Source organism: Acinetobacter sp. 1207_04, assembly GCF_052850415.1.
Map to the genome: position 1 here is coordinate 345,683 of NZ_VXCQ01000001.1, position 20,464 is coordinate 366,146.

At 37.5% G+C, this 20,464-nt stretch carries 22 protein-coding genes and 1 tRNA gene; 7 read left to right on the top strand and 16 right to left on the bottom strand.

Annotated elements, in window-relative coordinates:
- Positions 1-24: 24 nt before the first annotated feature.
- On the top strand, positions 25-1,434 hold the full coding sequence (der, locus tag FW754_RS01605) for a ribosome biogenesis GTPase Der (protein ID WP_409510810.1): 1,410 nt from the start codon (positions 25-27) through the stop codon (positions 1,432-1,434).
- A 66-nt stretch (positions 1,435-1,500) separates the two neighbouring features.
- Here the strand turns inward: der and FW754_RS01610 are convergent, their stop codons facing one another.
- On the bottom strand, positions 1,501-2,073 hold the full coding sequence (locus FW754_RS01610) for a hypothetical protein (RefSeq protein WP_446323641.1): 573 nt from the start codon (positions 2,071-2,073) through the stop codon (positions 1,501-1,503).
- Between the two features lie 300 nt (positions 2,074-2,373).
- Here FW754_RS01610 and FW754_RS01615 point away from each other — a divergent pair, with 300 nt between their 5' ends.
- Complete coding sequence (locus FW754_RS01615; RefSeq protein WP_409510812.1) at positions 2,374-3,030, top strand: 4'-phosphopantetheinyl transferase family protein; 657 nt, start codon at positions 2,374-2,376, stop codon at positions 3,028-3,030.
- Between the two features lie 68 nt (positions 3,031-3,098).
- On the opposite strand, the gene secF is transcribed toward FW754_RS01615, so the two are convergent.
- The 9 genes from secF to queA all read right to left on the bottom strand — a co-directional run bounded on the left by secF (position 3,099) and on the right by queA (position 13,062).
- Positions 3,099-4,076, bottom strand: a complete 978-nt coding sequence (secF, locus tag FW754_RS01620) for a protein translocase subunit SecF (protein WP_409510928.1) — start codon at positions 4,074-4,076, stop codon at positions 3,099-3,101.
- Between the two features lie 8 nt (positions 4,077-4,084).
- Positions 4,085-5,986, bottom strand: a complete 1,902-nt coding sequence (secD, locus tag FW754_RS01625; protein WP_446323642.1) for a protein translocase subunit SecD — start codon at positions 5,984-5,986, stop codon at positions 4,085-4,087.
- A gap of 52 nt (positions 5,987-6,038) precedes the next feature.
- Entirely contained in the window at positions 6,039-6,365 is a 327-nt protein-coding gene (gene yajC, locus FW754_RS01630; protein WP_409510814.1) for a preprotein translocase subunit YajC, read from the bottom strand.
- Positions 6,366-6,543: 178 nt separating this feature from the next.
- Positions 6,544-7,674: a tRNA guanosine(34) transglycosylase Tgt gene (tgt, locus tag FW754_RS01635; protein WP_446323643.1), complete on the bottom strand. Its 1,131-nt coding sequence runs from the start codon at positions 7,672-7,674 to the stop codon at positions 6,544-6,546.
- A 323-nt stretch (positions 7,675-7,997) separates the two neighbouring features.
- On the bottom strand, positions 7,998-8,819 hold the full coding sequence (locus FW754_RS01640; protein WP_446323644.1) for a DUF4303 domain-containing protein: 822 nt from the start codon (positions 8,817-8,819) through the stop codon (positions 7,998-8,000).
- A 95-nt stretch (positions 8,820-8,914) separates the two neighbouring features.
- Complete coding sequence (locus FW754_RS01645) at positions 8,915-9,481, bottom strand: LemA family protein (RefSeq protein ID WP_419346349.1); 567 nt, start codon at positions 9,479-9,481, stop codon at positions 8,915-8,917.
- 56 nt (positions 9,482-9,537) lie between these two features.
- A complete protein-coding gene (locus FW754_RS01650; protein WP_446323645.1) occupies positions 9,538-10,563 on the bottom strand; it encodes a hypothetical protein in 1,026 nt (341 codons plus the stop codon).
- A gap of 190 nt (positions 10,564-10,753) precedes the next feature.
- Positions 10,754-11,812 (bottom strand): hypothetical protein, encoded by a 1,059-nt coding sequence (locus FW754_RS01655; protein WP_446323646.1) that lies wholly within the window; start codon positions 11,810-11,812, stop codon positions 10,754-10,756.
- 215 nt (positions 11,813-12,027) lie between these two features.
- Positions 12,028-13,062, bottom strand: coding sequence for a tRNA preQ1(34) S-adenosylmethionine ribosyltransferase-isomerase QueA (gene queA, locus FW754_RS01660; protein ID WP_446323647.1), 1,035 nt, complete (start codon positions 13,060-13,062; stop codon positions 12,028-12,030).
- 171 nt (positions 13,063-13,233) lie between these two features.
- Between queA and FW754_RS01665 the strand changes: the two genes are divergently transcribed.
- The 3 genes from FW754_RS01665 to FW754_RS01675 all read left to right on the top strand — a co-directional run bounded on the left by FW754_RS01665 (position 13,234) and on the right by FW754_RS01675 (position 15,192).
- Positions 13,234-13,320, top strand: a tRNA-Leu gene (locus FW754_RS01665).
- Positions 13,321-13,505: 185 nt separating this feature from the next.
- Complete coding sequence (locus FW754_RS01670) at positions 13,506-14,570, top strand: tyrosine-type recombinase/integrase (protein ID WP_446323648.1); 1,065 nt, start codon at positions 13,506-13,508, stop codon at positions 14,568-14,570.
- Between the two features lie 19 nt (positions 14,571-14,589).
- Positions 14,590-15,192 carry a hypothetical protein gene (locus tag FW754_RS01675; protein WP_446323649.1) on the top strand — a complete coding sequence of 201 codons (603 nt, stop codon included), beginning with the start codon at positions 14,590-14,592 and terminating at the stop codon, positions 15,190-15,192.
- Here FW754_RS01675 and FW754_RS01680 read toward each other — a convergent pair.
- From FW754_RS01680 to FW754_RS01700, 5 genes are all read right to left on the bottom strand, one after another.
- Complete coding sequence (locus FW754_RS01680) at positions 15,189-15,479, bottom strand: hypothetical protein (RefSeq protein ID WP_446323650.1); 291 nt, start codon at positions 15,477-15,479, stop codon at positions 15,189-15,191. The two genes, FW754_RS01675 and FW754_RS01680, sit on opposite strands and share 4 nt — an antisense overlap.
- Positions 15,466-18,201: a toprim domain-containing protein gene (locus FW754_RS01685; protein WP_446323700.1), complete on the bottom strand. Its 2,736-nt coding sequence runs from the start codon at positions 18,199-18,201 to the stop codon at positions 15,466-15,468. Before FW754_RS01685 ends, FW754_RS01680 begins: the two co-directional genes overlap by 14 nt.
- Before the next feature lie 6 nt (positions 18,202-18,207).
- Complete coding sequence (locus FW754_RS01690; protein WP_446323651.1) at positions 18,208-18,603, bottom strand: ogr/Delta-like zinc finger family protein; 396 nt, start codon at positions 18,601-18,603, stop codon at positions 18,208-18,210.
- Between the two features lie 67 nt (positions 18,604-18,670).
- A complete protein-coding gene (locus tag FW754_RS01695) occupies positions 18,671-19,249 on the bottom strand; it encodes a hypothetical protein (protein WP_446323652.1) in 579 nt (192 codons plus the stop codon).
- Between the two features lie 85 nt (positions 19,250-19,334).
- Positions 19,335-19,505, bottom strand: a complete 171-nt coding sequence (locus tag FW754_RS01700) for a toxin-antitoxin system HicB family antitoxin (RefSeq protein WP_139842011.1) — start codon at positions 19,503-19,505, stop codon at positions 19,335-19,337.
- 121 nt (positions 19,506-19,626) lie between these two features.
- On the opposite strand from FW754_RS01700, the gene FW754_RS01705 reads away from it, so the two are divergent.
- Together FW754_RS01705 and FW754_RS01710 are read left to right on the top strand one after the other, a co-directional pair.
- Positions 19,627-19,971, top strand: a complete 345-nt coding sequence (locus FW754_RS01705) for a helix-turn-helix domain-containing protein (RefSeq protein WP_446323653.1) — start codon at positions 19,627-19,629, stop codon at positions 19,969-19,971.
- A gap of 11 nt (positions 19,972-19,982) precedes the next feature.
- Positions 19,983-20,207: a hypothetical protein gene (locus FW754_RS01710; protein WP_446323654.1), complete on the top strand. Its 225-nt coding sequence runs from the start codon at positions 19,983-19,985 to the stop codon at positions 20,205-20,207.
- A 25-nt stretch (positions 20,208-20,232) separates the two neighbouring features.
- On the opposite strand, the gene FW754_RS01715 is transcribed toward FW754_RS01710, so the two are convergent.
- Positions 20,233-20,463: a hypothetical protein gene (locus FW754_RS01715; RefSeq protein ID WP_446323655.1), complete on the bottom strand. Its 231-nt coding sequence runs from the start codon at positions 20,461-20,463 to the stop codon at positions 20,233-20,235.
- Position 20,464: the final 1 nt, after the last annotated feature.

Consider the following 20,464-nt stretch of genomic DNA (forward strand, 5'->3'; position numbering starts at 1 on the left):
CTGATCTTGAATAAAGGTTATTTTATGAAACCCGTAATTGCGCTCATTGGTCGTCCAAACGTCGGCAAATCAACGTTATTTAACCAGATTACCAAGAGCCGTGATGCCCTCGTTGCTGACTTTGCAGGTCTTACTCGTGACCGTAAATATGGCGACGCTAAGTATGAAAATAAATCTTTCATTGTCGTTGATACTGGGGGTATTGGTGAAAATGAAGGGGGAATTGACTCATATATGGCTGAGCAATCAAAGACTGCCATTAATGAAGCCGATATTATTGTTTTTGTCGTAGATGCACGTGCTGGATTGTTAGCATCGGATGAGCAAATTGCGCGTGAACTTCGTACGCTAGGTAAAAAAGTTTATTTAGTTGCAAACAAAGTTGACGGCGTACATGCAGAAGCGGCGCTTGTTGAGTTTTACAAACTCGGTATGGGCGAGCCAATGCAAGTGGCGGCTAGTCATGGTCGTGGCGTTCAGCAAATGCTTGAAGAAGTACTTTCTGAAGTTCCAGACGATGAAGATGAAGCGGAACATGATAAGGCAACAGGTTTACGTTTGGCAATCATTGGTCGCCCTAACGTAGGGAAATCTACACTTGTAAACCGTTTGTTGGGTGAAGAGCGTGTTGTTGCGTTTGATGAGCCAGGTACAACACGTGACTCGATTTACATTCCTTATGAGCGTGATGGTCGCCAATACACATTAATTGATACTGCAGGTGTACGCCGTAAAGGTAAAGTAGATGAGATGATTGAGAAATTCTCAATTGTGAAAACGCTACAAGCTATTAAAGATGCACATGTCATTGTGGTTGTTTTAGATGCCCGTGAAGGTGTGGTTGAGCAAGATTTACATTTGATTGGTTATGCACTTGAGGCCGGTCGTGCCATGGTTGTTGCCATCAACAAATGGGATAACATGACTGAATACGATCGCAAACAATGTAAATTGGATGTAGATCGTCGTTTCGATTTTATTCCGTGGGCGAAAGTACACTTAATTTCTGCATTGCACGGTACAGGTGTGGGGGATTTATATCCGTCAATTCATCGTGCCTATGACTCATCGCATTTGAAAGTTTCACCTGCGAAAATTACACAAATTTTGAATGATGCAACTGAAGCACACCAGCCACCAATGGTTGGTGGTCGTCGTATTAAAATGCGTTATGCGCATATGGGCGGGCAAAATCCACCAACGATTGTGGTACATGGTAATAAGGTTGATAAAACCCCTGCAGATTATCGTCGTTATTTAGAAAACGTATTCCGTAAAGTATATAAGCTTGAAGGTACGCCAGTACGTATCGAATTTAAAACGTCTGAAAATCCATTTGAAGGGCGTAAATCAATGATTGATGAGCGTGTTGCAGCACGTAAGCGTCGTTATGTTCAGAAATTTAAGAAAGCTGAAAAGAAATTTAAGCGTTAATTTCATCTTATAGTTGATAAATATAAAAAAGCCTGCAAATGCAGGCTTTTTTATATTTATCATGTATTAAAGATTACATTTTTTAGCATTTTGATAAATAGCAATATTTTCAATATTCGCACGTGCAGTCTCTATAGATACTTGTCCAGATGCAACGTTAGCTTGCGCTTGAGCATTGTTGTTCTGACCCGAGAATGAATTTGCTATTTGTCCCATTTTACCTAAGGTTTCAGATTGACCTGAAAATGCATTGAGTGCTGTTCCAGCAACACCTGCCCATTTAGATAAACCAATCGTACTATTTTGACTAACTGATGTTTCAGATGCTTCTAGTGTGCGTTCGAAAGTTCTTTTTTCCACAGCTAAATCTGTGCAGTCTAGAGACTTTAAGTATCCTGTCGAAAAAACACCATTATTCTGATTAGATGTTTGATTATAATGAGAAGCATAGCCTTGATCCGCACGTGCTATAGCAGCATTTGCTTGCGCTTGGCTTTGATTCATTCTTGCTTCAGCTTGATCCATCACGACTGCATTTTGTGCTCCCATGACTGAAGTTGCAACATCAAGCCACCCCTTAGCATATATACCAATAGATACTAAGCTCATTCCAATAATTAAAATTGTTTTTATCAACATAATAAACTCCCCATGTTGTTGATGTTTTTTTGTACGCTAATGAAATATAATATAAAGCAGAATAATTTGAAATAAATATTTATTATTATCAGTAGGTTGGTTAATTTTCTTAAAGCTAAGGTGTGTATTGGTTATTAATTTTTAATAAAAATACTGTATAGGAATAATTTGTGATTTTTAGTCAAGCTCGATTGAGCTAAATATATTGGAGATTAAAGTACAGCGATAGTGATATTGAAAAGAAGATCTTTGTAAATTCTCAGGTAGAATTTAACCCAATATAGAAGGGTAGTCGAATGTATGACAAAGCGAATGATACATATTTATTTTCAAACATTGGCTCAACTGTATCCTTTAAAAAAAGAAGATTTTTTAGATTTAAAGAAGTTTATACAATATAAAAATGCACATATTGCACAAATACGTAATCGGCTTTTATCGGTCCAGCTCAATCAAAATATTTCGGAGAGTGATATTGAGCGAACAGAATATGGTAAACCGTTTCTGAGTAAACAATCTCATTTATTTTTTAATCACTCGCATAGCCAAAAACATTATGTCTTAGCGACAACTTGCAGCGCCCGTGATATTGGTGTGGATATTGAAGACCTAGACCGTAAAGTCCGCTTTGAGGCTTTGGCTAAACATGCTTTTCATCTTGAAGAATATCGAACATGGGAAATGACCGGTTTTGATCCATTGTATTGGTTTAAAGTTTGGACAAGCAAAGAGGCGGTCTTGAAGGCATCAGGGCTGGGGATTCGCCTAAGTTTGAATGAGTTGAATACGCATGCTCATCCCGTGAATGATGGTGGGCGTTGTGAACATCCTTTAATTGGTGTCTTTGCTTATCAAAATTTTAATCTTGGACAGGCAATACTCACTGTTGCTTGGCGCTCGGAAGATTCTTGTAAGGGGTTTGCATTCCCGATTATTCAGATCAATCGGTTGGACTAGTCAGAATTATTGAACGTAATAAAAAACCATCCGAAGATGGTTTTTTATTTAAATTCTATTTGAATGTTTTAGTGTGGAATATGCTCTTCTTCTTCAAATTCAGGTTTAACCTGAACAATGAAATCATTGCGATTTAGACCACGCCATAAAGAGAAGGCTGTACCAATATAGATTGAAGAATATGTACCGACAAATACACCGACAAACATCGCAACAGAGAACCATTTTAGGCCATCACCACCCAAAATCATCATAGAAAGAACTACGAGTAATAGGGTCATAGAGGTGTGAATAGTACGTTTTAATGTTTCGGTTAAAGCAATATTGACGATCTCAAGTGGTTCTGCCCCACGAATTTTACGGAAGTTTTCACGGATACGATCTGATACAACAATGTTATCGTTGAGTGAGAAACCGATCAGTGCAAGTACTGCCGCAAGTACCGTTAAGTCAAATGGCCATTGCATTAAAGCGAAAATACCCAATGTTACGATAACATCATGGAGTAATGACAAAACTGCACCAACAGCGAGCTTAAACTCGAAGCGGATAGTCACATAAACAAGCATAAGTAACATTGCAAGGGCAACAGCACCTGCTGAGCGCAAATACAGCTCGTTACCGACCTGACCACCGACAACATCGACTTTATTTACTTCAACCGTATTTCCAGGTAACTGTACAGCTTTAGCAATGGTGTTACTTAAGTCATCTACTTTGACATCATCTTGTGCTGGCATACGCACAATGAGATCACGGTTTGTACCCAAAGTTTGAACCACAGGATCTTTAAAACCTGCGCTAGAAAGTGCTTTACTGACGCTTTCAGGTTTTACAGGCTCACTATAATTCAATTCGGCAGATACACCACCAGTAAAGTCTAAACCTAAATTTAGACCTTTAGTTACAATAAAGAAAATACTCGCGATGGTGAGGATGATCGAGAAAATTGCAGCAGGCTTTGCAATTTTCATGAAATTAATTACATGTTCATCATCTGGACGGCTGTATTGTTTCTGATTTTGTTGAGTCACTTCAGTCATGATCGATCTCCTTAAATGCTCAACTTTTTCAAGTCACGTTTTTTGCCGTAGATCAATTGGACGATTGCACGAGTTACAGTAATAGCTGTAAACATTGAGCAAACGATACCAATCATGAGTGTTACAGCAAAGCCTTTGATCGGGCCTGTACCAATTGCAAACAGAATAAACGCAACCAAGAATGTGGTTAAGTTTGAGTCGAAAATGGTGTTATATGCACGATCATAACCCGCAATAATGGCTTGTTTGGGCGATGCACCCCAACGCATTTCTTCTCGTATTCGCTCACAGATTAGTACGTTGGCATCGACTGCCATACCAATTGTAATGACGATCCCTGCAATCCCTGGTAGGGTGAGTGATGCACCAAGCCAAGACATAACAGTAAGCAGCATCGCAAGGTTAATGACCAATGCAATATCGGCAATAAGACCAAATAAACGGAAGAAAACAATCATCCAAATAGCAACAAGGATGAAACCAACTTGAGTTGAAAGTACACCTTTGTCGATGTTTTCTTGACCAAGACTAGGACCAACCACACGTTCTTCAACGAAGTACATTGGTGCAGCGAGAGCACCAGCACGAAGCATAAGTGCAAGTTCAGCTGCTTCTTGTGGAGAATCTAGACCTGTGATACGGAATTGGGCACCGAGAACGGCTTGAATCGTTGCGGCATTGATGACAACAGACTCTGAGTAGGGTGTACGCACTTGGGTTTGTACGCCAGTCACAGGGTCGGTTACGGTAGTAATTTTCTGTTTATTTTCAATAAACAGTACCGCCATACGTTTGCCCACAGCATTGCGTGTCGCATCTGCCATGAGTTTACCGCCAGCATTGTCTAGCGTAATGTTAACTTCTGCGCCGCCAGAATCTTGGCTAAAACCACTTGATGCATTTTGAACGCGTTCACCCGTCAAAATACGGTTACGGTTCAAGAGCAACTCACGACCACTATCCAAAGACTCATAAGCAAAAAGCTCAGTCCCAGGAGGCAAAGGCTGACCATTAGATTTACCTGTAGATCGGTCGATATATTGATCATTAAGATCAGAAACAAGACGGAACTCTAGATTCGCTGTACGACCCAAGACACGTTTTGCTTCCGCAGTATCTTGTACACCTGGTAATTCAACTACAATACGGTTGCTACCTTGGCTTTGAACCAATGCTTCAGCTACACCTAACTCATTAATACGGTTACGTAAAGTAGTTAAGTTTTGATCGAGCGCATAGGTTTGAATTTCTTGTTTTGCAGCAGCATTATACGTCAGTTTAAGTGTTGCACCTGATTCAGTTGCAAGTGCTTGCTGATCGTATTTATTTCCATTACGACGTAAGAAATCCATTGCAGCAGAACGATCATCGTTGTTTGCAAACTGGAGGGTAATAACATTATTGTTCAGTGACAGACTATTAAATTTAATTTTATTGTCACGGAAGTCACGACGTAAATCGGTTGCAGAAGTTTCCATGCGCTGTGAAATAGCTTTGTCCATATCTACTTCAAGTAGGAAGTGAACACCACCACGTAAGTCCAAACCGAGCTTCATTGGCTTAGCACCAATTTTTTGTAGCCATTCTGGAGTGGTTGGCGCAAGGTTTAATGCAACAGTATATTCATCGCCTAAACCTGTTGCCAATACAGACTTCGCTTTCAACTGAGCTTCAGATGAATCTAGACGCAATAGGGCAGCATTATTGGAAAAGGTATTGTCATGACTATTGATGCTTTCGCTTTTTAGTATTTGCTCTGCTTTTTGTATAATGGACTGATCAATGACGGTACCTGCCTTGGCACCAGAAATTTGAACAGCAGGTTCATCAGGATACAAACTTGGCAGTGCGTATAATGTACTGACCACTAAAACAATCAGGATCAGTATATATTTCCATGCAGGGTAACGCATTTGCTTTCTTCTTAAAATGAAAAAGTCGTGCTAGGGCACGACTGTTTTATGATTAAAGGTTATTTAAGGTGCCTTCAGGTAAAACTGAAATAACACTTGCACGTTGAATTTTTACTTCGTTGCCACGGTTTAGTTCAACCACTGCAAAATCACCTTCGATTTTAAGGACTTTACCCATTAAACCACCAGCGAAAACAACTTCACTACCTACACCTAAACTTTCAATTAGGGTGCGGTGTTCTTTCGCACGTTTAGCTTGTGGACGCCAAATAAGGAAATAGAAGATTGCAACGAAAACAGCAATCATCAATAAGTTAGCTGTTAAGCCAGGGCCTTGAGCCGCTTCAGCAGCGTGAGCAGTGGAAATAAATAAACTCATTTCAGTTTCCTAAAAGTAAAAAAATCTGTGTCATACAAGGGGATTTTTTCATATTTGATTTAAAAATATGCATTTTCCCCTTAATGATATAAATTGACTTGTTCTGCAATTTACCTTGTCTTTGGATTCAGCGCAAATATTGATAAACGAATATTTACGTTGAATTTATATTGGGGTATTAATCTTCAGGACAAGGGGGAACATCGAGTCCACGACGTTGATAGAAATCTTTGACGTACTCATCAAAAGTTCCATTATCGAGTGCATCGCGAATGTCTTGGGTAAAACGTTGGTAATAACGTAAGTTGTGAATCGTACCGAGCATTGAAGCAAGCATTTCGCCACATTTTTCAAGATGGAATAAATATGCGCGCGTAAAGTTCGTACAGGTATAACAATCACAGTGTGGATCAAGCGGACGTTGATCATGACGATATTGACTGTTACGAATACGTACCAAACCATCGGTGACAAAATAGTGACCATTACGTGCATTACGTGTTGGCATGACGCAGTCAAACATATCAACGCCACGACGAATCGCTTCAACGATGTCTTCAGGTTTACCCACGCCCATTAAGTAACGTGGCTTATCAGCAGGCATTTTAACCGGTAGATAATCTAAAACCTTGATCATTTCTTCTTTCGGCTCACCGACAGAAAGACCACCAATCGCAAAACCATCAAAATCAATTTCTTTTAAGCCTGCAAGTGATTCTTCACGGAGGTCTTCATACATACCGCCTTGAATAATACCAAATAGGGCATTTCTATTTTTTAAGACATCATGGTGCTGTGTTTTACAGCGCTTTGCCCAACGCAGTGACAGTTGTAAAGATTTTTGAGCTTCTTCATGTGTCGCAGGATAGGGTGTACATTCATCAAAAATCATGACGATGTCAGAATTCAATGTATGTTGAATATCCATTGAAATTTCAGGTGATAAGAAAACTTTAGAACCATCAATAGGCGAGCGGAATGTGACACCTTCTTCTTTGATTTTACGCATTGCACCAAGACTAAAGACTTGGAAGCCGCCTGAATCGGTCAAAATTGGTTTATTCCATTTCATGAAACCATGTAAACCGCCGTGTTCACGGATCACATCTAAACCGGGACGTAGGTAAAGGTGAAATGTATTGCCCAAAATAATTTGTGCTTTGATCTCTTCAAGATCACGAGGTAGCATGCCTTTAACCGTGCCATATGTACCCACAGGCATAAATACAGGGGTTTCAATCACACCATGTTCAAGCGTGAGGCGACCACGACGGGCGCGCCCCGACTGACCTAATTTTTCAAACTTCATAAATAATCCGGATCTAGCGAAAAAACAGTTCGCTGATTAAGCATTGCAAAAAAGGGGGCTATTTTCTCTGATTCTAGCGTGAAAAGCCACTATTGCATGTATTTTCATCATAAATGAATTATATGAATCTGACATGAAGGTTGCGTATAAACGCTGTAAAATATGCTTAAATGATGATCTATATGTTTGAATTCATTTTGTAAAAACACAATAGATTGTTTAGTTGACAAAGTAGGTCATCTATAAAGCATATTTTGTTGCAAGTTGAGTTTTTCAGTGGGGTGAAAAACTCAACTTGGGAATGCTTTTAGTTGGTGTGCTTTTTAAATATTATAGAACTGTTGGATGCGCGCTTGAATATCCCATTTTTGTAGAACCAAATCTCCGTTATCCATAGCAGCAATATCATTGATTAAATGTTGAATATAGGGACTAATTTCAAGGAAATAAGGTTCAAGAGACAGCATATAGGCATGTTGCGCAATTTCCATATCATCATAAGGTTCAATTTCAAGGGCTTGTGCAAGATCAATGAGTAAGTCTTTTTCAATGGTTGTTAGCTTAAGTTTGGTTTTTGGTTTGACAATTTGCTGAGATTTGAGACTTGCAATGGCTTCGTATAATAGCGATGACGATGTATTTAATGCCTCAAGTGATTTAACTGAAAATTCTGGGCTCGTAGGTTTCCAAATAAAAAACAGTACTTGAGCAGATTGTTTTGGCGTGAGTTGAAATATTTCAGATCGTGCAGCACGCATCGCTTCCAAATAAAAAATCAACATATTTTCCTGATCACGCTCAACAGATGTTGTTTGGGTTAGACTTAAACGTGATTGTTGGAAAAAAGTCGCCATTTTATGGCTTAGATAATTGATTCCACCATCAATTTGATGACGATATTGCCATTTTTCTACTAACCATTTATCCCGCTCAGGTAAATATTGAAATTTATTTTCCTGTTCAGTTAGTAAACTTTTTTCAGTCGATACAGTTGTATATTGGGGGCTTAAAAACTCATCTAATACGAGGCTGAAAGCGTAGATATGATGTTCCCGATATTTTTTGTAAAAAGCATCATATTCAGCAATGAGTGCGGTTTTTAATTCGGATATATATTCAGTTTTGTTACTTTGTAAATCGAACATTTCAAATTTCTCAGCCTTATTTTTGTAATATTTAATTTTCGTTATGTATTTTGTGTTATTTGGCTGAGAATGTAAATTGATATACAAAAAATAGCTTAAAAGTTTGGGCGATAATCAAAGTTTTGCATAGCGACAGCATCTGAAAATGGACGGATTGGTTTTTTCGACAGCGTCAATGTATTCACCATATTATTTGGGAAAATTTCAATGGTGTTGTTAAATTCTTCTACATTGCGGTTAAAAATGGTAATTGCAGCACCAACATTTTCATTTTGTTCTTGAATGTCATCCATCATTTTTGCATACAGTGTGTCGGCTTTGAGTTCTGGATAGTTTTCAACGACAACATTTAAGCCTTTCATCATTTCTTGGCTAAGTTTTTCAATATGTTGCAATTGAGAAACATCAGTGTTGTTGATATTTAAATTCATGATCTGTCGACGTAATTCAGTTACTTTTTCTAAAGTCGATTTTTCAAATTGGGTATATTGCGATAAGGTTTGTTCGAGTGTTTCAAGCGTTTTTATTTTTTGGCGTTCAAAATTGGCAACCTCTGCCCAAGCACGTTTGGTTGCATTGAAATAACGTACAATATTATTGCGAATGGAAATGCCCCAAATCGCGAGAAGGACAAAAATACCAATAAAAACCAATAATCCCATTTTGTTATTCCTATAATGTTGTGGTAAATGTTGTTAGCTTTAGTGGAATAAAGCATTTATGAGATAAATTTTAGCATGCTCTGTTTAAATTTTTCATATTCAGGCATGGTTAAGGTGCGTAGATGCCCACGTAAAGTCGAAATATCACGAATTTCACGTTTTCGGTGTGAAACTCGAAGCAGATTTTGATCACCACAATAACAGAAAATATTTTCTTGAAAATGATAAATCAGATCACCGTTATAATCTTCAAAAAAATCACTCAGTTTTAAGGTCTGACTCGGGCTAATAGTTCGAGCGAGTTGATGCTGTTCATAACCGAAAATATTGATTTTTTGATTGACCAAAATATCGCTACTTTGCCATTTTTGATGGTATGGATAGACAAATTGATCGTGTTTATTACTTGCGGCAAAACCAAGTGGTGGCATTTGAAAAATAAACACGCCCCATTGATCCGTATGAATATCTTTGATTTTTTGTTTTTTTAAATCGACACCGTGAATGGAAAGTTCATCGACATAGTGATAGTGAAAGATTAAAACCTGATGTTCAGTACCATCATCATGCCAAGTCGTTGCTGCAAATTGTACTATTTCATTACTCGCATTGCCTTGCGAAAATAGTGGGAATGCTTGACGTAATTTACTCATCACCAAAATAGAATTGGATGTTGTCGTAATATGTCCTGGCATTTTGTTAAAATGTAGATCATAGCGTAACAACATGATGCGCTCTTCAAGAAAAGCAATCACTTCATTAATCGGTTCATCACTTTCATAAATAAGATAAGCCAAAAAACAACACAGTGCGCCTGTAATAAAACTTAAAATAAATGGAATATAGTGATGAATAACCCACCCGAATAAACAGGTCAAAACACCTGAGATAAACAGTAAGCGAGGTAGGTTATTATAAAAATACAGTTCTTTATTATCATTCCAAGGATGTAAGGCATCTAAAATATCTTGATCTGATTTTGCTTGTTGCCCAATTGTCCAAAGTCGAGCGACATTGTGCATGACCTGTTTGTTTTTATGGGTGGTGACATGCATAAAATGTTGAACAGTATCAATGGGCATAAATTGAAATCGGCTAGAAAAGATTTGAAGTAAAATTGATTATGCGATAAAGCCGAAGAATAAAAAAGCGATTTTGATAGGGTGAGAATATAGGATCATTTTAAAGGTAGAGTTGAAAATATAAATTTTTATGCCTCTTACTTAATTGTTCGATTGGTTAGTTTCAATGATAAGGAGTACTATATTTTAACTACGAGCTCAGCTCAGGAATCAACGTCTGCATAATCTGTGTCATTTTTTCATATTCAGGCATCTTTAACTGTAAGAGACTTTCAGCGAGTTCATGTACGGTACGAATTCTTAGATCTTCGGATGAACTTTGTATAATATTTTTTTTAAATAGCCAACACAGCATGCTTGTTTGAGGATGAACATAAAAATCGCCATGAAAGGATTGCATTGCAGTTTCAAGCGATAAAATATTTTGTGGTGAAAAGAATTTCGCTAAATGCATCTCATCAATACCACTGAGTTGATAGGCTTGGTCAAACTTGATATCCCCCGAAGTCCATTTGACACCTAAACGAGATTGACGTTTTTGCTGACTCGAAATACTCGTACCACGCCCTGGGAATCCCTCAACCATTACACAGTATAAGTCATGATGATCATATGAAATGGTTTCTTTACCGTCCTCGTCTTTGTTAACATTTTTATCGACATAATGGTAGTTGAATAACATGAATGGATAATCTTTTCCTTGAATGTGCCACTCTCCGTACATACAGTGTTGAATGTCGTTGGCATGATTACCTAATTGGAAATAGGGGAAACTAAATGGATGGTCAAATTGAGCCCATTTTTGCTGTCTATTTTCATGAGCATTATTTGTGTGATTATCACTAAAATCATCTATTTCACTATATCTACTTTGCCCAAAATAGATCTGATACTTTCGCTCAAGCCAATAATTTTGCATATGCTTAATTAAATCATCGCGCGCAGAAGTTGAGGTTCGTTTAACAAAAGCATAAATGACCAATCCTATGGAGAGTAGGAGAAATCCATAATGCAAAATAAAAGTGAGAATCAGACAAACCACAGCCAAAGTGATCCATAACATAAAACTGTAATTATGGATTTCAAGATTATTATCACCTTCCCATTCATTAAGTAGGGTATATAAATGCTCAGATGGAGGGGGATTACGCATAATATCTTGCAAGCGTTGAATATTATGCAAGGCAATTTGGTTATTCTGATTTTGTCCTGAAAAGGCATTTTTAAATTGTGTGAAAAATGATGTCATTATTTTTTTACTGTGTATTTATACGGAAAATTTGAGATTAAATTATCATGACAGAATAAATTTTACAGGCAAATATTTGTTGGCTTTTATATATTTTTTTAGATGTAAGTTAATAAGCGGATCGTGTGGAGATATTTAAGAATATAGAGTGAATTCTGAAAAGACCAAGCATTGTATTTTTAATGCGTGGCCTTTTTTAAATACAAATATTACGCTTAATTTGCCTGATCAATCAGCATTGCATCGCCATAACTAAAGAAACGATATTGACTGTCTACAGCATGTTTGTAGGCATTTAAAATATTGTCACGGTTAGATAGTGCAGAAACGAGCATGAGTAAAGTTGATTCAGGCAAATGGAAATTGGTAATTAAACGATCTACCACACAGAACTTATAACCTGGATAGATAAAGATTTGTGTATCACCTGTCCATGCGCCAATTTGACCGCCGCATGCCTGTGCGGCACTTTCTGTTGCACGAGTCGCAGTTGTTCCTACAGCAATGACTTTATTGCCACGTGCTTTAGTTTCTTGAATCATTTTTGCAGCATCTTCTGAAACTTCACACCATTCACTGTGCATGATGTGATTTTCAATATCGAGCGTACGTACAGGTAAGAATGTACCTGCACCAACATGTAAAGTGACAAATGTTTTTTGTATGCCCTTATCAGCAAGTTTTTGCAGTAGCTTATCATCAAAATGTAGGCTTGCTGTAGGTGCTGCGACACTTGCTAGTTTGGTCGGATCATTGAAAACGGTTTGATAGCGTTCAGTATCAATTGCTTCCGCATCACGGTTGAAATAGGGTGGAATGGGTAAAGCACCGTATAGATCTAAAACTTTTAAAATAGGCTGTGAAAATTCAACAATAAATAAATTTTCATGACGACCTGTCACCGTGGCTTTAACCGAATCAGGACCAATAAATAGCTCCGCACCTGCTTTAGGTGCATTACTTGCTTTAATGTGGCAATGTGCAGTGGTCTGATCAAAAATACGTTCAACCAAAACTTCAACAGCACCGCCAGAAGCACGTTTACCTTTTAAGCGAGCTTTCATGACTTTGGTGTCATTGAGTACCAATAAATCACCTTCTTCAAATAAGTCTAAAATATCGGTGAAGTGGTGATCTTGATAACGACCATCTGCACTTAAGTGCAGAAGTCGAGAAGCACTACGTGTTTCAAGTGGGTAACGGGCAATCAATTCATCGGGAAGGTCAAAATTAAAATCGGACAGTTGCATAGGAGTGGCAGCAAAAACAATAAGAAATACTGCTTTTAGTATAGCGCTTTTTGAAATAAAACGCTGAATTTGGTGGTTTATAATTCAATCTAAAGTATTTTGCTTTAAAAATAAACAAACGTAATTTTAATACGTTGACATGCTTGAGAAAACCGCTATTATACCTCTCATCCCGAGGTGGTGAAATTGGTAGACGCGGTGGATTCAAAATCCACTATCAGAGATGATGTGTCGGTTCGAGTCCGACCCTCGGGACCAAATTCAGAATAGTAATATTCTCCGAAGCCCCAAAGCCCTTATATACAAGGCTTTGGGGCTTCGTCGTTTCTGAGTGTTGGGTTTTTTTAAGGTATTTTGAGGTATTCTTAGGTATACATTTACACGTTTATTACACATTTTTTAACTTGTACTTCTTTGTATAAGTCTTTGAGGTTGTGAGCTTTATGAGTCTGTCAATTTATCAACTTGAAAGTGGTAAGTGGAGAGCAGATCTTATTGCTTTCAATCAAAGAAAAAGTAAAACTTTTAAAAATAAGAATGATGCAAAGCGATGGTCTGAGATTCAAGAACGTGAATTTTTCTTAAATTTTTCAACTAAACAGGCATTAAATAATAAGGTAGTACTTACAGTTGAAGACGCATTGACCAGGTATATGAATGAAGTATCTAGGTATAAGAAAACAGCGAAAAAAGAGATCCAACGGTTAAAATATTATCAAAATCATCTGCCTTTTGTGGATTGGCCATTGGTAAATTATCGCCCTGAATATCTAAAGCAATGGGAAAGCACGGTAATGAACCGAACAATTCGCCCTTTGAGTGCTGCAAGTGTTCTGCGTGATTATTCGACTTTATCTGCATTTTTTAACTGGTGTAGGCGTGATAAAGGTTGGATCGACTTTAACCCAGTTGAAAACTTACGGAAGCCCAAAAAACCTGAGCATAGAGAACGTCGAATAGAAATAGATGAACTACAAAGTATACTTTCTGCCTTGAAATATACACCTGGTACAGTTCCAAATACTAAGATGCAAGAGGTTGGTTTAATTTGGTTGATTGCAATGGCCACAGGTATGAGATCAGGTGAAATTGTTAATCGACCATTGTCAGATGTATTTATAGCGAAGCGATTCATTCGTTTGCCTGATACTAAGAATGGATCTAGTCGTAATGTTCCCCTTGATGATTTTGCTTTGCACTTGTGGAGTTTAGCTTTAAAGATTGATCGTAAAGCATGTCCAAAAGTTTTTACTATTAGTAGCAGCTCTAGAGATTCACTATTTCGTAAAGCTAGGAAGTCTGCAGGTTTGGAAAATGCAGATCTCACTTTCCATGATTCACGACATGAGGCAGCAAGTCTAATGGCTAGACGTATTAAAAATGCTTTAACTTTATGTAAGATTTTTGGATGGAAAGATCCAAAACAAGCATTGGTTTATTACAATCCGACCACGGATGAGATTTTGGAAGAATTGAATATGTCAAAAGGATTGAGTAGTATTGTTTAAAATTATTTAACTGAAAAATATGAACTTAATTATAAGTAAACCATCTATTGAGCAAATTACTTTTTATTTAGAACAGTGGGAAAGTTTAGAAAAATATCAAGATCATGAAAAGTCTCTGCACCGACTTTTTCACCAATATTGTCTTAAAAATGTTGATTTGGAAGATATCCATTTAAAAGTAAGTGTTTTAAATGATCTTTATAGTACAAATATTTTTGATACTCTGAGTGTAGCTAAGCACATCCAAGCTTTAAAAATAGATGATCGTTTAAAGCTTCGTGATTTATCTTTGGTAGATGAAATTGCAACAGTTTCTACAAATAATAGAGTAATTAGAAACTATTCTTTTGCGACGAAGTATTGTAGTCATCACTATTCCGATACATATCCTATTTTTGATAATTATGTTTCTAAAATTCTTCTTCATTTTAGTAAAACAGATAAGTTTGATAAATTCTCAAAAGATGATCTAAGAAATTATGAAAGATTTGTCGAAATTATTTATAAATTTAGAGAGTTTTATCAATTAGAAAATTACTCTATTCGGCAGATAGATATTTATTTATGGCTACTAGGAAAAGAAAAATTTCCAAACAATTATATTCGTAAAAATAAGAATTAAGGGTATTTCAAAGTTGCTTTATCAAATGCCATCGCAAATTTAATAATATCGGTTGCTTTCCAACGAGGAACGGTACGATCGCCATCGGCAGATGTAGGTAATTGTCTGCTTGGTGGGAAATTATAATGACTAATAATGTGGCGTCTAGTGTAGTCCAATGAGTATTTGAAGTACTGGGCGATATCTTTTTCATTCCATAGTTGGTGTTCAATTGATACGATCGGTATTAGATCAATTTTTTTCAATATTTTTTCTAAAATGAGTTCAATATTATTATTTTGAGACATTTTTTAATCCCTGTTTTTGAAAGTTTGGATTGGCAAACAACCAACATTTAACGACTCGTTCACGAACGTCTGAAGTGACATTTTTAACTTCATCTGCAGGGAAGTTTTTAGACTTCACTGGTTTGTTCATTTCTATAAATTTATAGCGCCGGCTTGAGCGAAGAAGCGTCCGCATTTCATTGATATCAGGTAAAGACTGATAGTTACGTGCTGCAACTTTGTAGACTTCATTTAGATTGATTGCGATGCTTTGGGCATCATGATCATGATGATTTAAACTGAATGCTGCACTTCGGCTCACATTCATATATTCGTAAGCATCCCAAAATTGTTGAACCATTGGATGGTCGCTACTCAGTTGATCTACTCGTTCCCGTGCCATATCTTCTAAAATACGTTTGGCATCACAAATTTCTTCTAAGTCGATAACATCTTTTAAAACGTGTTGTTCAAGTGCATCGATCATTGCGGATACTTGTGCATGGCACAGGGCTATACGTGTATGGGTGATGCCTTTTTGATGAAATTCTTCTTCAAGTGCTTGAATATTGTCTGTATAGGTTTGCAGAATTTTGGCTTCATTTTTTAAGCAATGCGTCATGTAAGTACATGCATCTTCTAATGAAATACGAGATAGACGATCTGCAATTCTTTTCTTATCTAGGTTATGACCTTTGGTGGTTACCGTAATATGCAATGTACGAGACAAAATCGCTTCTGAGGCTTGAATAGGCGTGTTTTGGCTGATCATGATTGCACCACGAAAAGGTGGCTCATAGGTTTCATTACCAGCAGTTTTTAAGCCTTTCGAGCGAATTGCTCGACCGTTGAAAGCATCTTTTAATTCATCCCAACTAAATTTAGCTTTTTGTGCACCACCATTTTGATCGTTACGGTCACCTTCAATCAGAACGATCGGCATATTTGAGGCTTGAGCAAAGTTACGATAAATTGCGACACTGGTTGATTTGTTTGGATCAAAGCCTTCGTAGGCTTCTCGTCCAGTGAACTTCCACAGCAACTCAAGTAAAGTCGATTTACCTGCACCTGCTTGACCGACAAATTCAAAGAATGGGTATGAAGAATTGAGTGCACGGATCTGCTCGGCAAAATATGTACCTGTCCACCACGCAAGAATGATTAAACCATGTGCACCATTTAAGGTATAAAAGTCTTTCCACCAATTGGGCGTAAATTCCTTTTTAGGATTGAGGTGAATAACAGGGGAGTTGGCTAAAGATTTGAGTTCTTTTTTTCCTGTTTTATAGAAGTCATGTTCATTTTTGTGGATAACTTGACCGTTATGCACAGCGTATTGGTCGAATATATAAGCTTGATAATCTTTACTGTAGCCGATGAAATCAATCGTTTTAACTTCACGTAATTTTTCAGTTTTACGTTTAATAAAAGTTTCGAGTTGTTGGTCACTACCTGTCCACATGGCGCCTGAAAGGACAGACATAACACGGGGTTTAAATTTACTGCGTGAAGCCATGTGTTCCGCAGTAAACGTAGTTTTGGTTTCACCCCATGGGCTTTGTAGATGGAAGTAGTACCAAGATTCATCTGTGATTTCGTTGCGTTGGAAATACAGGGGTTCAAGCTGTGCATTACAGATTTCTTTTGCTGAAGAACAGGTTTTTAATGCCTGAATGCGGACTTCTTCTTCTGAGAGCATTTGTTCTTGTTGGCTTTCCTCAACGTATTGGACTGCCTTGTTATATTTTTCATAATCTAGCTCCCACCAATAGGTACGGAATTTATGATTGAAAAAGAATTTACTGAGGTTGCTACCATAAAAATTGTAGATAAGTAGTCCTGCTTCTTCAGGTGTTTCGACAATTTGAAGCTTGCCAAAATGGAGATATTTCTCCTGGTCTTTTTCAGTCAATTGCTCACGTTGAAATAGGTCATTCCAATCGAGTGATTTTCCATTGATAGGCACAGGTGGCAGGGCAGCAGTGGAGATCCAACCTTGATCCGTTGCTTGTTTATGATGTTTGGATAAAAACTTTTTACCTGCTTGATCGTTGTCTAATGCCCACACTAAACGAGGCTTATCTTTGTTGAGTTCATGACAGCGTTTATGAATGGCATCTAATATTTGCGATGGATAATTGCCACTGTTCATATTGCTGATGCTGATGATTTCAGACTGTGAGAGGGCAATGCTGTTGAAGATGCCTTCTGTGATCCAAATACTGCTTGCATGGCAGAGTTCATCTAAGGCATGTATTGACCATGCCAAGCCTGTCCATTTACCAATGAAATTGGCTTTCTGCCGACCAAAGCGGTCAGGACGGTCGATGATACGTTCCCAATAAATACCTTCTGCCAATTTGAAGCGAACTGTGGCACTGACTAAACTTTTATTTTTAGGCGCTTGATATAGTTCCTGTGTATATCTGCCTTTTAAATTTTTAAGGTCGAAGCCACGTCCTTCTTTTAAATAGGCATCTGCTGCAGCGTTTGGATTTTCAGGTGTTTTAGGATGGTACTCAGACCAATCTTTAAAAAACTCTTCACAGATATCTTTGACATATTCTTCATAGCCACATTTATTGATGCGTCCACATTTCACCATGCGAGGTGTTTCTGCATGGGTATAGAGTTCCTTTTCATTACAGTTTGGGCATCGACCTTGGCGATACCATTCACCGACTCTTTTAAAGTTGAAAAGTTGATTGAGTCTGTCATCAATACGACGCTGAAGATCCATTATTAATGCCTATAAAAGTTTCATTTGTAGAAGTCGGTTGCGATATGTCGTTGCTCTAGTCAAGTCGATGGTTGACGAATGGAAGAGCGCAGAGATAAAGCCTTCAACATAATTTTTTTGGTGTTCATCAATTGAAATTTGGAGTTCTAAACTTTCGATGTGATGTTCGAGTTCTGTTTCCCACTGGCGTTTATGCTGTGGTAGTCCTGTTTGAATGTCAGGATTTGGGTTGATGCTGTTTTGTATTGGTCGAGTCATTTCTAGGCTTGCTGCAAAACTGGCAAGGCATTGGTCATTTCGACAAGAAACAATCAGCTCATGTAATAGTGGTGATGGTCTTTTACGGCTTGATACGTGCATACGGATGCCACAGTGAGGGCAATAAAAACCAATTGATTTACTCATGGAGACCTTCTAGCTATGCAATTAAGTAATTGTTGCTCCCGACGACAATCATCTTTTTGAAGCTGTTTTATTGATTTAATAAATCTTGCTGTTGATGTGAAATGGGTAAACCGAGTTCTGTCATTTTTTGATGAAGCAGGTGAGTAAACGCAATTTTTTCAGTTGGATTTGCCATTTGACGAAGTTTCATGAGGTTCATGAGTTCAGAGGTATCATTTTTATTTTTATCTTTGGTAGCGATGCCTTTAGTTTCGTAGTCATGTAGTACTTGTGCCCATTCGACTTGAAGTCGCAATAGTGAATTTGCGGCATCTATATTCCCTTTTGCTTTCATCATATTGGTATTGATTCGTGCTAAATATATATAGATCCGATCTAATTGAAGGCAAAGTAGATCTATTGGCTTCACACTAGTGTGACTTTGGATGTCTAAATTCTGTATTTGAATAGTTGTTGTGCCATATAAGATGGCGTTATCACCTGAAATAATCGTTTCTTTAGCACGTCTCCAGACATTTCCTGCGAGCTCAATTAATGGTCTAGCAGGTACATATCGAATGCCCTTGTACGTAATAACTTGTAACGTCACACCATGAAAATAAATAATGTCTGTAATACGTGCGGTGTTTTGGATTGAAGTCTGCATGTCATTCTCCTCTTAATTTTGTTTTGTGTACTTTTGTTTCTAAACTCTGCATTACTGTGAATGGCTAAAATACGGGGCCTTATGATTATTCGGAATTTTGAGAAGAAGCCTTGGAAAGATTTTTTTCAACAAGGTGCTTAATCCATTCGTTTAAAGTTTTGTCTTCTTTCGCAGCCTCTATACGTGCAAGTCGTTTGATATCTGGAGTGGTGCGAAAGCTAACTTGGATTTCTTTTTGAGATTCTTGAGTAGCCATTATGCGGTTCCTTTGTAAGCCACAGTTTTCAACTGTGGTGGTTGAAGAATTTTGTTAAAATGGTGTGTGTTCAACAAGATTGTATATCAATTGGTATACTTTCTAAATAGGTGTATATCAAATGGTATATGAGAATACCGATCAAAGAGGGGATCGCATTCGTATTGAGCGATCAAGACTAGGATTGTCGCAAAGTGAATTTGCATCCTTGATAAACAAACAAAAAATGGCAGTATTCCGCTATGAAAAAGGCGAGCGTGTCATGGGGCAAGATGATCTGGAGGCTTTAAATAAAGCAGGTATAGATGTTTATTACCTGATTACTGGTGAGCGGACTCAGCCAGATTTACTTTCGGATGAGGCAAAGGAACTACTTAAACTTTGGGATACGGTAGAGCCTAGTCAGAGAAATACATTACTAACTTTGGTGCGAAATTTTGCTGAAAGTTTTCCAAATATAAAATGAAAGGATAAATGATGATTAAGCGTTTGATTGATTTTGAATATGGCAGTACAGAAGATTTATCTGATTATTTGCTAATCGTAGCAATGAATATTGAAGATAGCTTGATGACTGCTGGAGCTATTCCCAATAAAGATTATACATATCTTGATTTAATTAAATTGGCACAGCCATTTGCATTGGACAAAATGAAAAGTGACGAGTCTTTAAACTTGCTGTATCCAAAACGAGCAGGATAGTACCTACTCGTTTTTATAAATAAAATTATTTTACAACTACTTCTTGCTGTGGCTGTAATCGCTTTTGTGCAGCCATAGTCATTTTAGGGTGGTTTGTTGATAGTTGATCTTGGTGTATGATTTGTCGAACCTGTTCTTGAATAATAAATAATGTCGCAGCTACTGATTCACCCGTGAGTGAGCTACAACTTTCAGTCGATTCGATTAATAATGCTAAATGTTGATCTAATAATGACAATCTAGTTTGAATATCCATG

Excerpts from the sequence above, each read along its gene's own strand:
- FW754_RS01690 (WP_446323651.1), bottom strand. The coding sequence starts at position 18,603 with ATGAGTAAATCAATTGGTTTTTATTGCCCTCACTGTGGCATCCGTATG.
- FW754_RS01615 (WP_409510812.1), top strand. The coding sequence starts at position 2,374 with ATGACAAAGCGAATGATACATATTTATTTTCAAACATTGGCTCAACTG.
- FW754_RS01705 (WP_446323653.1), top strand. The coding sequence starts at position 19,627 with ATGGTATATGAGAATACCGATCAAAGAGGGGATCGCATTCGTATTGAG.
- FW754_RS01610 (WP_446323641.1), bottom strand. The coding sequence starts at position 2,073 with ATGTTGATAAAAACAATTTTAATTATTGGAATGAGCTTAGTATCTATT.
- FW754_RS01680 (WP_446323650.1), bottom strand. The coding sequence starts at position 15,479 with ATGTCTCAAAATAATAATATTGAACTCATTTTAGAAAAAATATTGAAA.
- FW754_RS01670 (WP_446323648.1), top strand. The coding sequence starts at position 13,506 with ATGAGTCTGTCAATTTATCAACTTGAAAGTGGTAAGTGGAGAGCAGAT.
- FW754_RS01650 (WP_446323645.1), bottom strand. The coding sequence starts at position 10,563 with ATGCCCATTGATACTGTTCAACATTTTATGCATGTCACCACCCATAAA.
- der (WP_409510810.1), top strand. The coding sequence starts at position 25 with ATGAAACCCGTAATTGCGCTCATTGGTCGTCCAAACGTCGGCAAATCA.
- FW754_RS01710 (WP_446323654.1), top strand. The coding sequence starts at position 19,983 with ATGATTAAGCGTTTGATTGATTTTGAATATGGCAGTACAGAAGATTTA.
- FW754_RS01645 (WP_419346349.1), bottom strand. The coding sequence starts at position 9,481 with ATGGGATTATTGGTTTTTATTGGTATTTTTGTCCTTCTCGCGATTTGG.
- yajC (WP_409510814.1), bottom strand. The coding sequence starts at position 6,365 with ATGAGTTTATTTATTTCCACTGCTCACGCTGCTGAAGCGGCTCAAGGC.
- FW754_RS01700 (WP_139842011.1), bottom strand. The coding sequence starts at position 19,505 with ATGGCTACTCAAGAATCTCAAAAAGAAATCCAAGTTAGCTTTCGCACC.
- FW754_RS01655 (WP_446323646.1), bottom strand. The coding sequence starts at position 11,812 with ATGACATCATTTTTCACACAATTTAAAAATGCCTTTTCAGGACAAAAT.
- FW754_RS01675 (WP_446323649.1), top strand. The coding sequence starts at position 14,590 with ATGAACTTAATTATAAGTAAACCATCTATTGAGCAAATTACTTTTTAT.
- FW754_RS01715 (WP_446323655.1), bottom strand. The coding sequence starts at position 20,463 with ATGGATATTCAAACTAGATTGTCATTATTAGATCAACATTTAGCATTA.
- queA (WP_446323647.1), bottom strand. The coding sequence starts at position 13,062 with ATGCAACTGTCCGATTTTAATTTTGACCTTCCCGATGAATTGATTGCC.
- tgt (WP_446323643.1), bottom strand. The coding sequence starts at position 7,674 with ATGAAGTTTGAAAAATTAGGTCAGTCGGGGCGCGCCCGTCGTGGTCGC.
- FW754_RS01640 (WP_446323644.1), bottom strand. The coding sequence starts at position 8,819 with ATGTTCGATTTACAAAGTAACAAAACTGAATATATATCCGAATTAAAA.
- FW754_RS01695 (WP_446323652.1), bottom strand. The coding sequence starts at position 19,249 with ATGCAGACTTCAATCCAAAACACCGCACGTATTACAGACATTATTTAT.
- secD (WP_446323642.1), bottom strand. The coding sequence starts at position 5,986 with ATGCGTTACCCTGCATGGAAATATATACTGATCCTGATTGTTTTAGTG.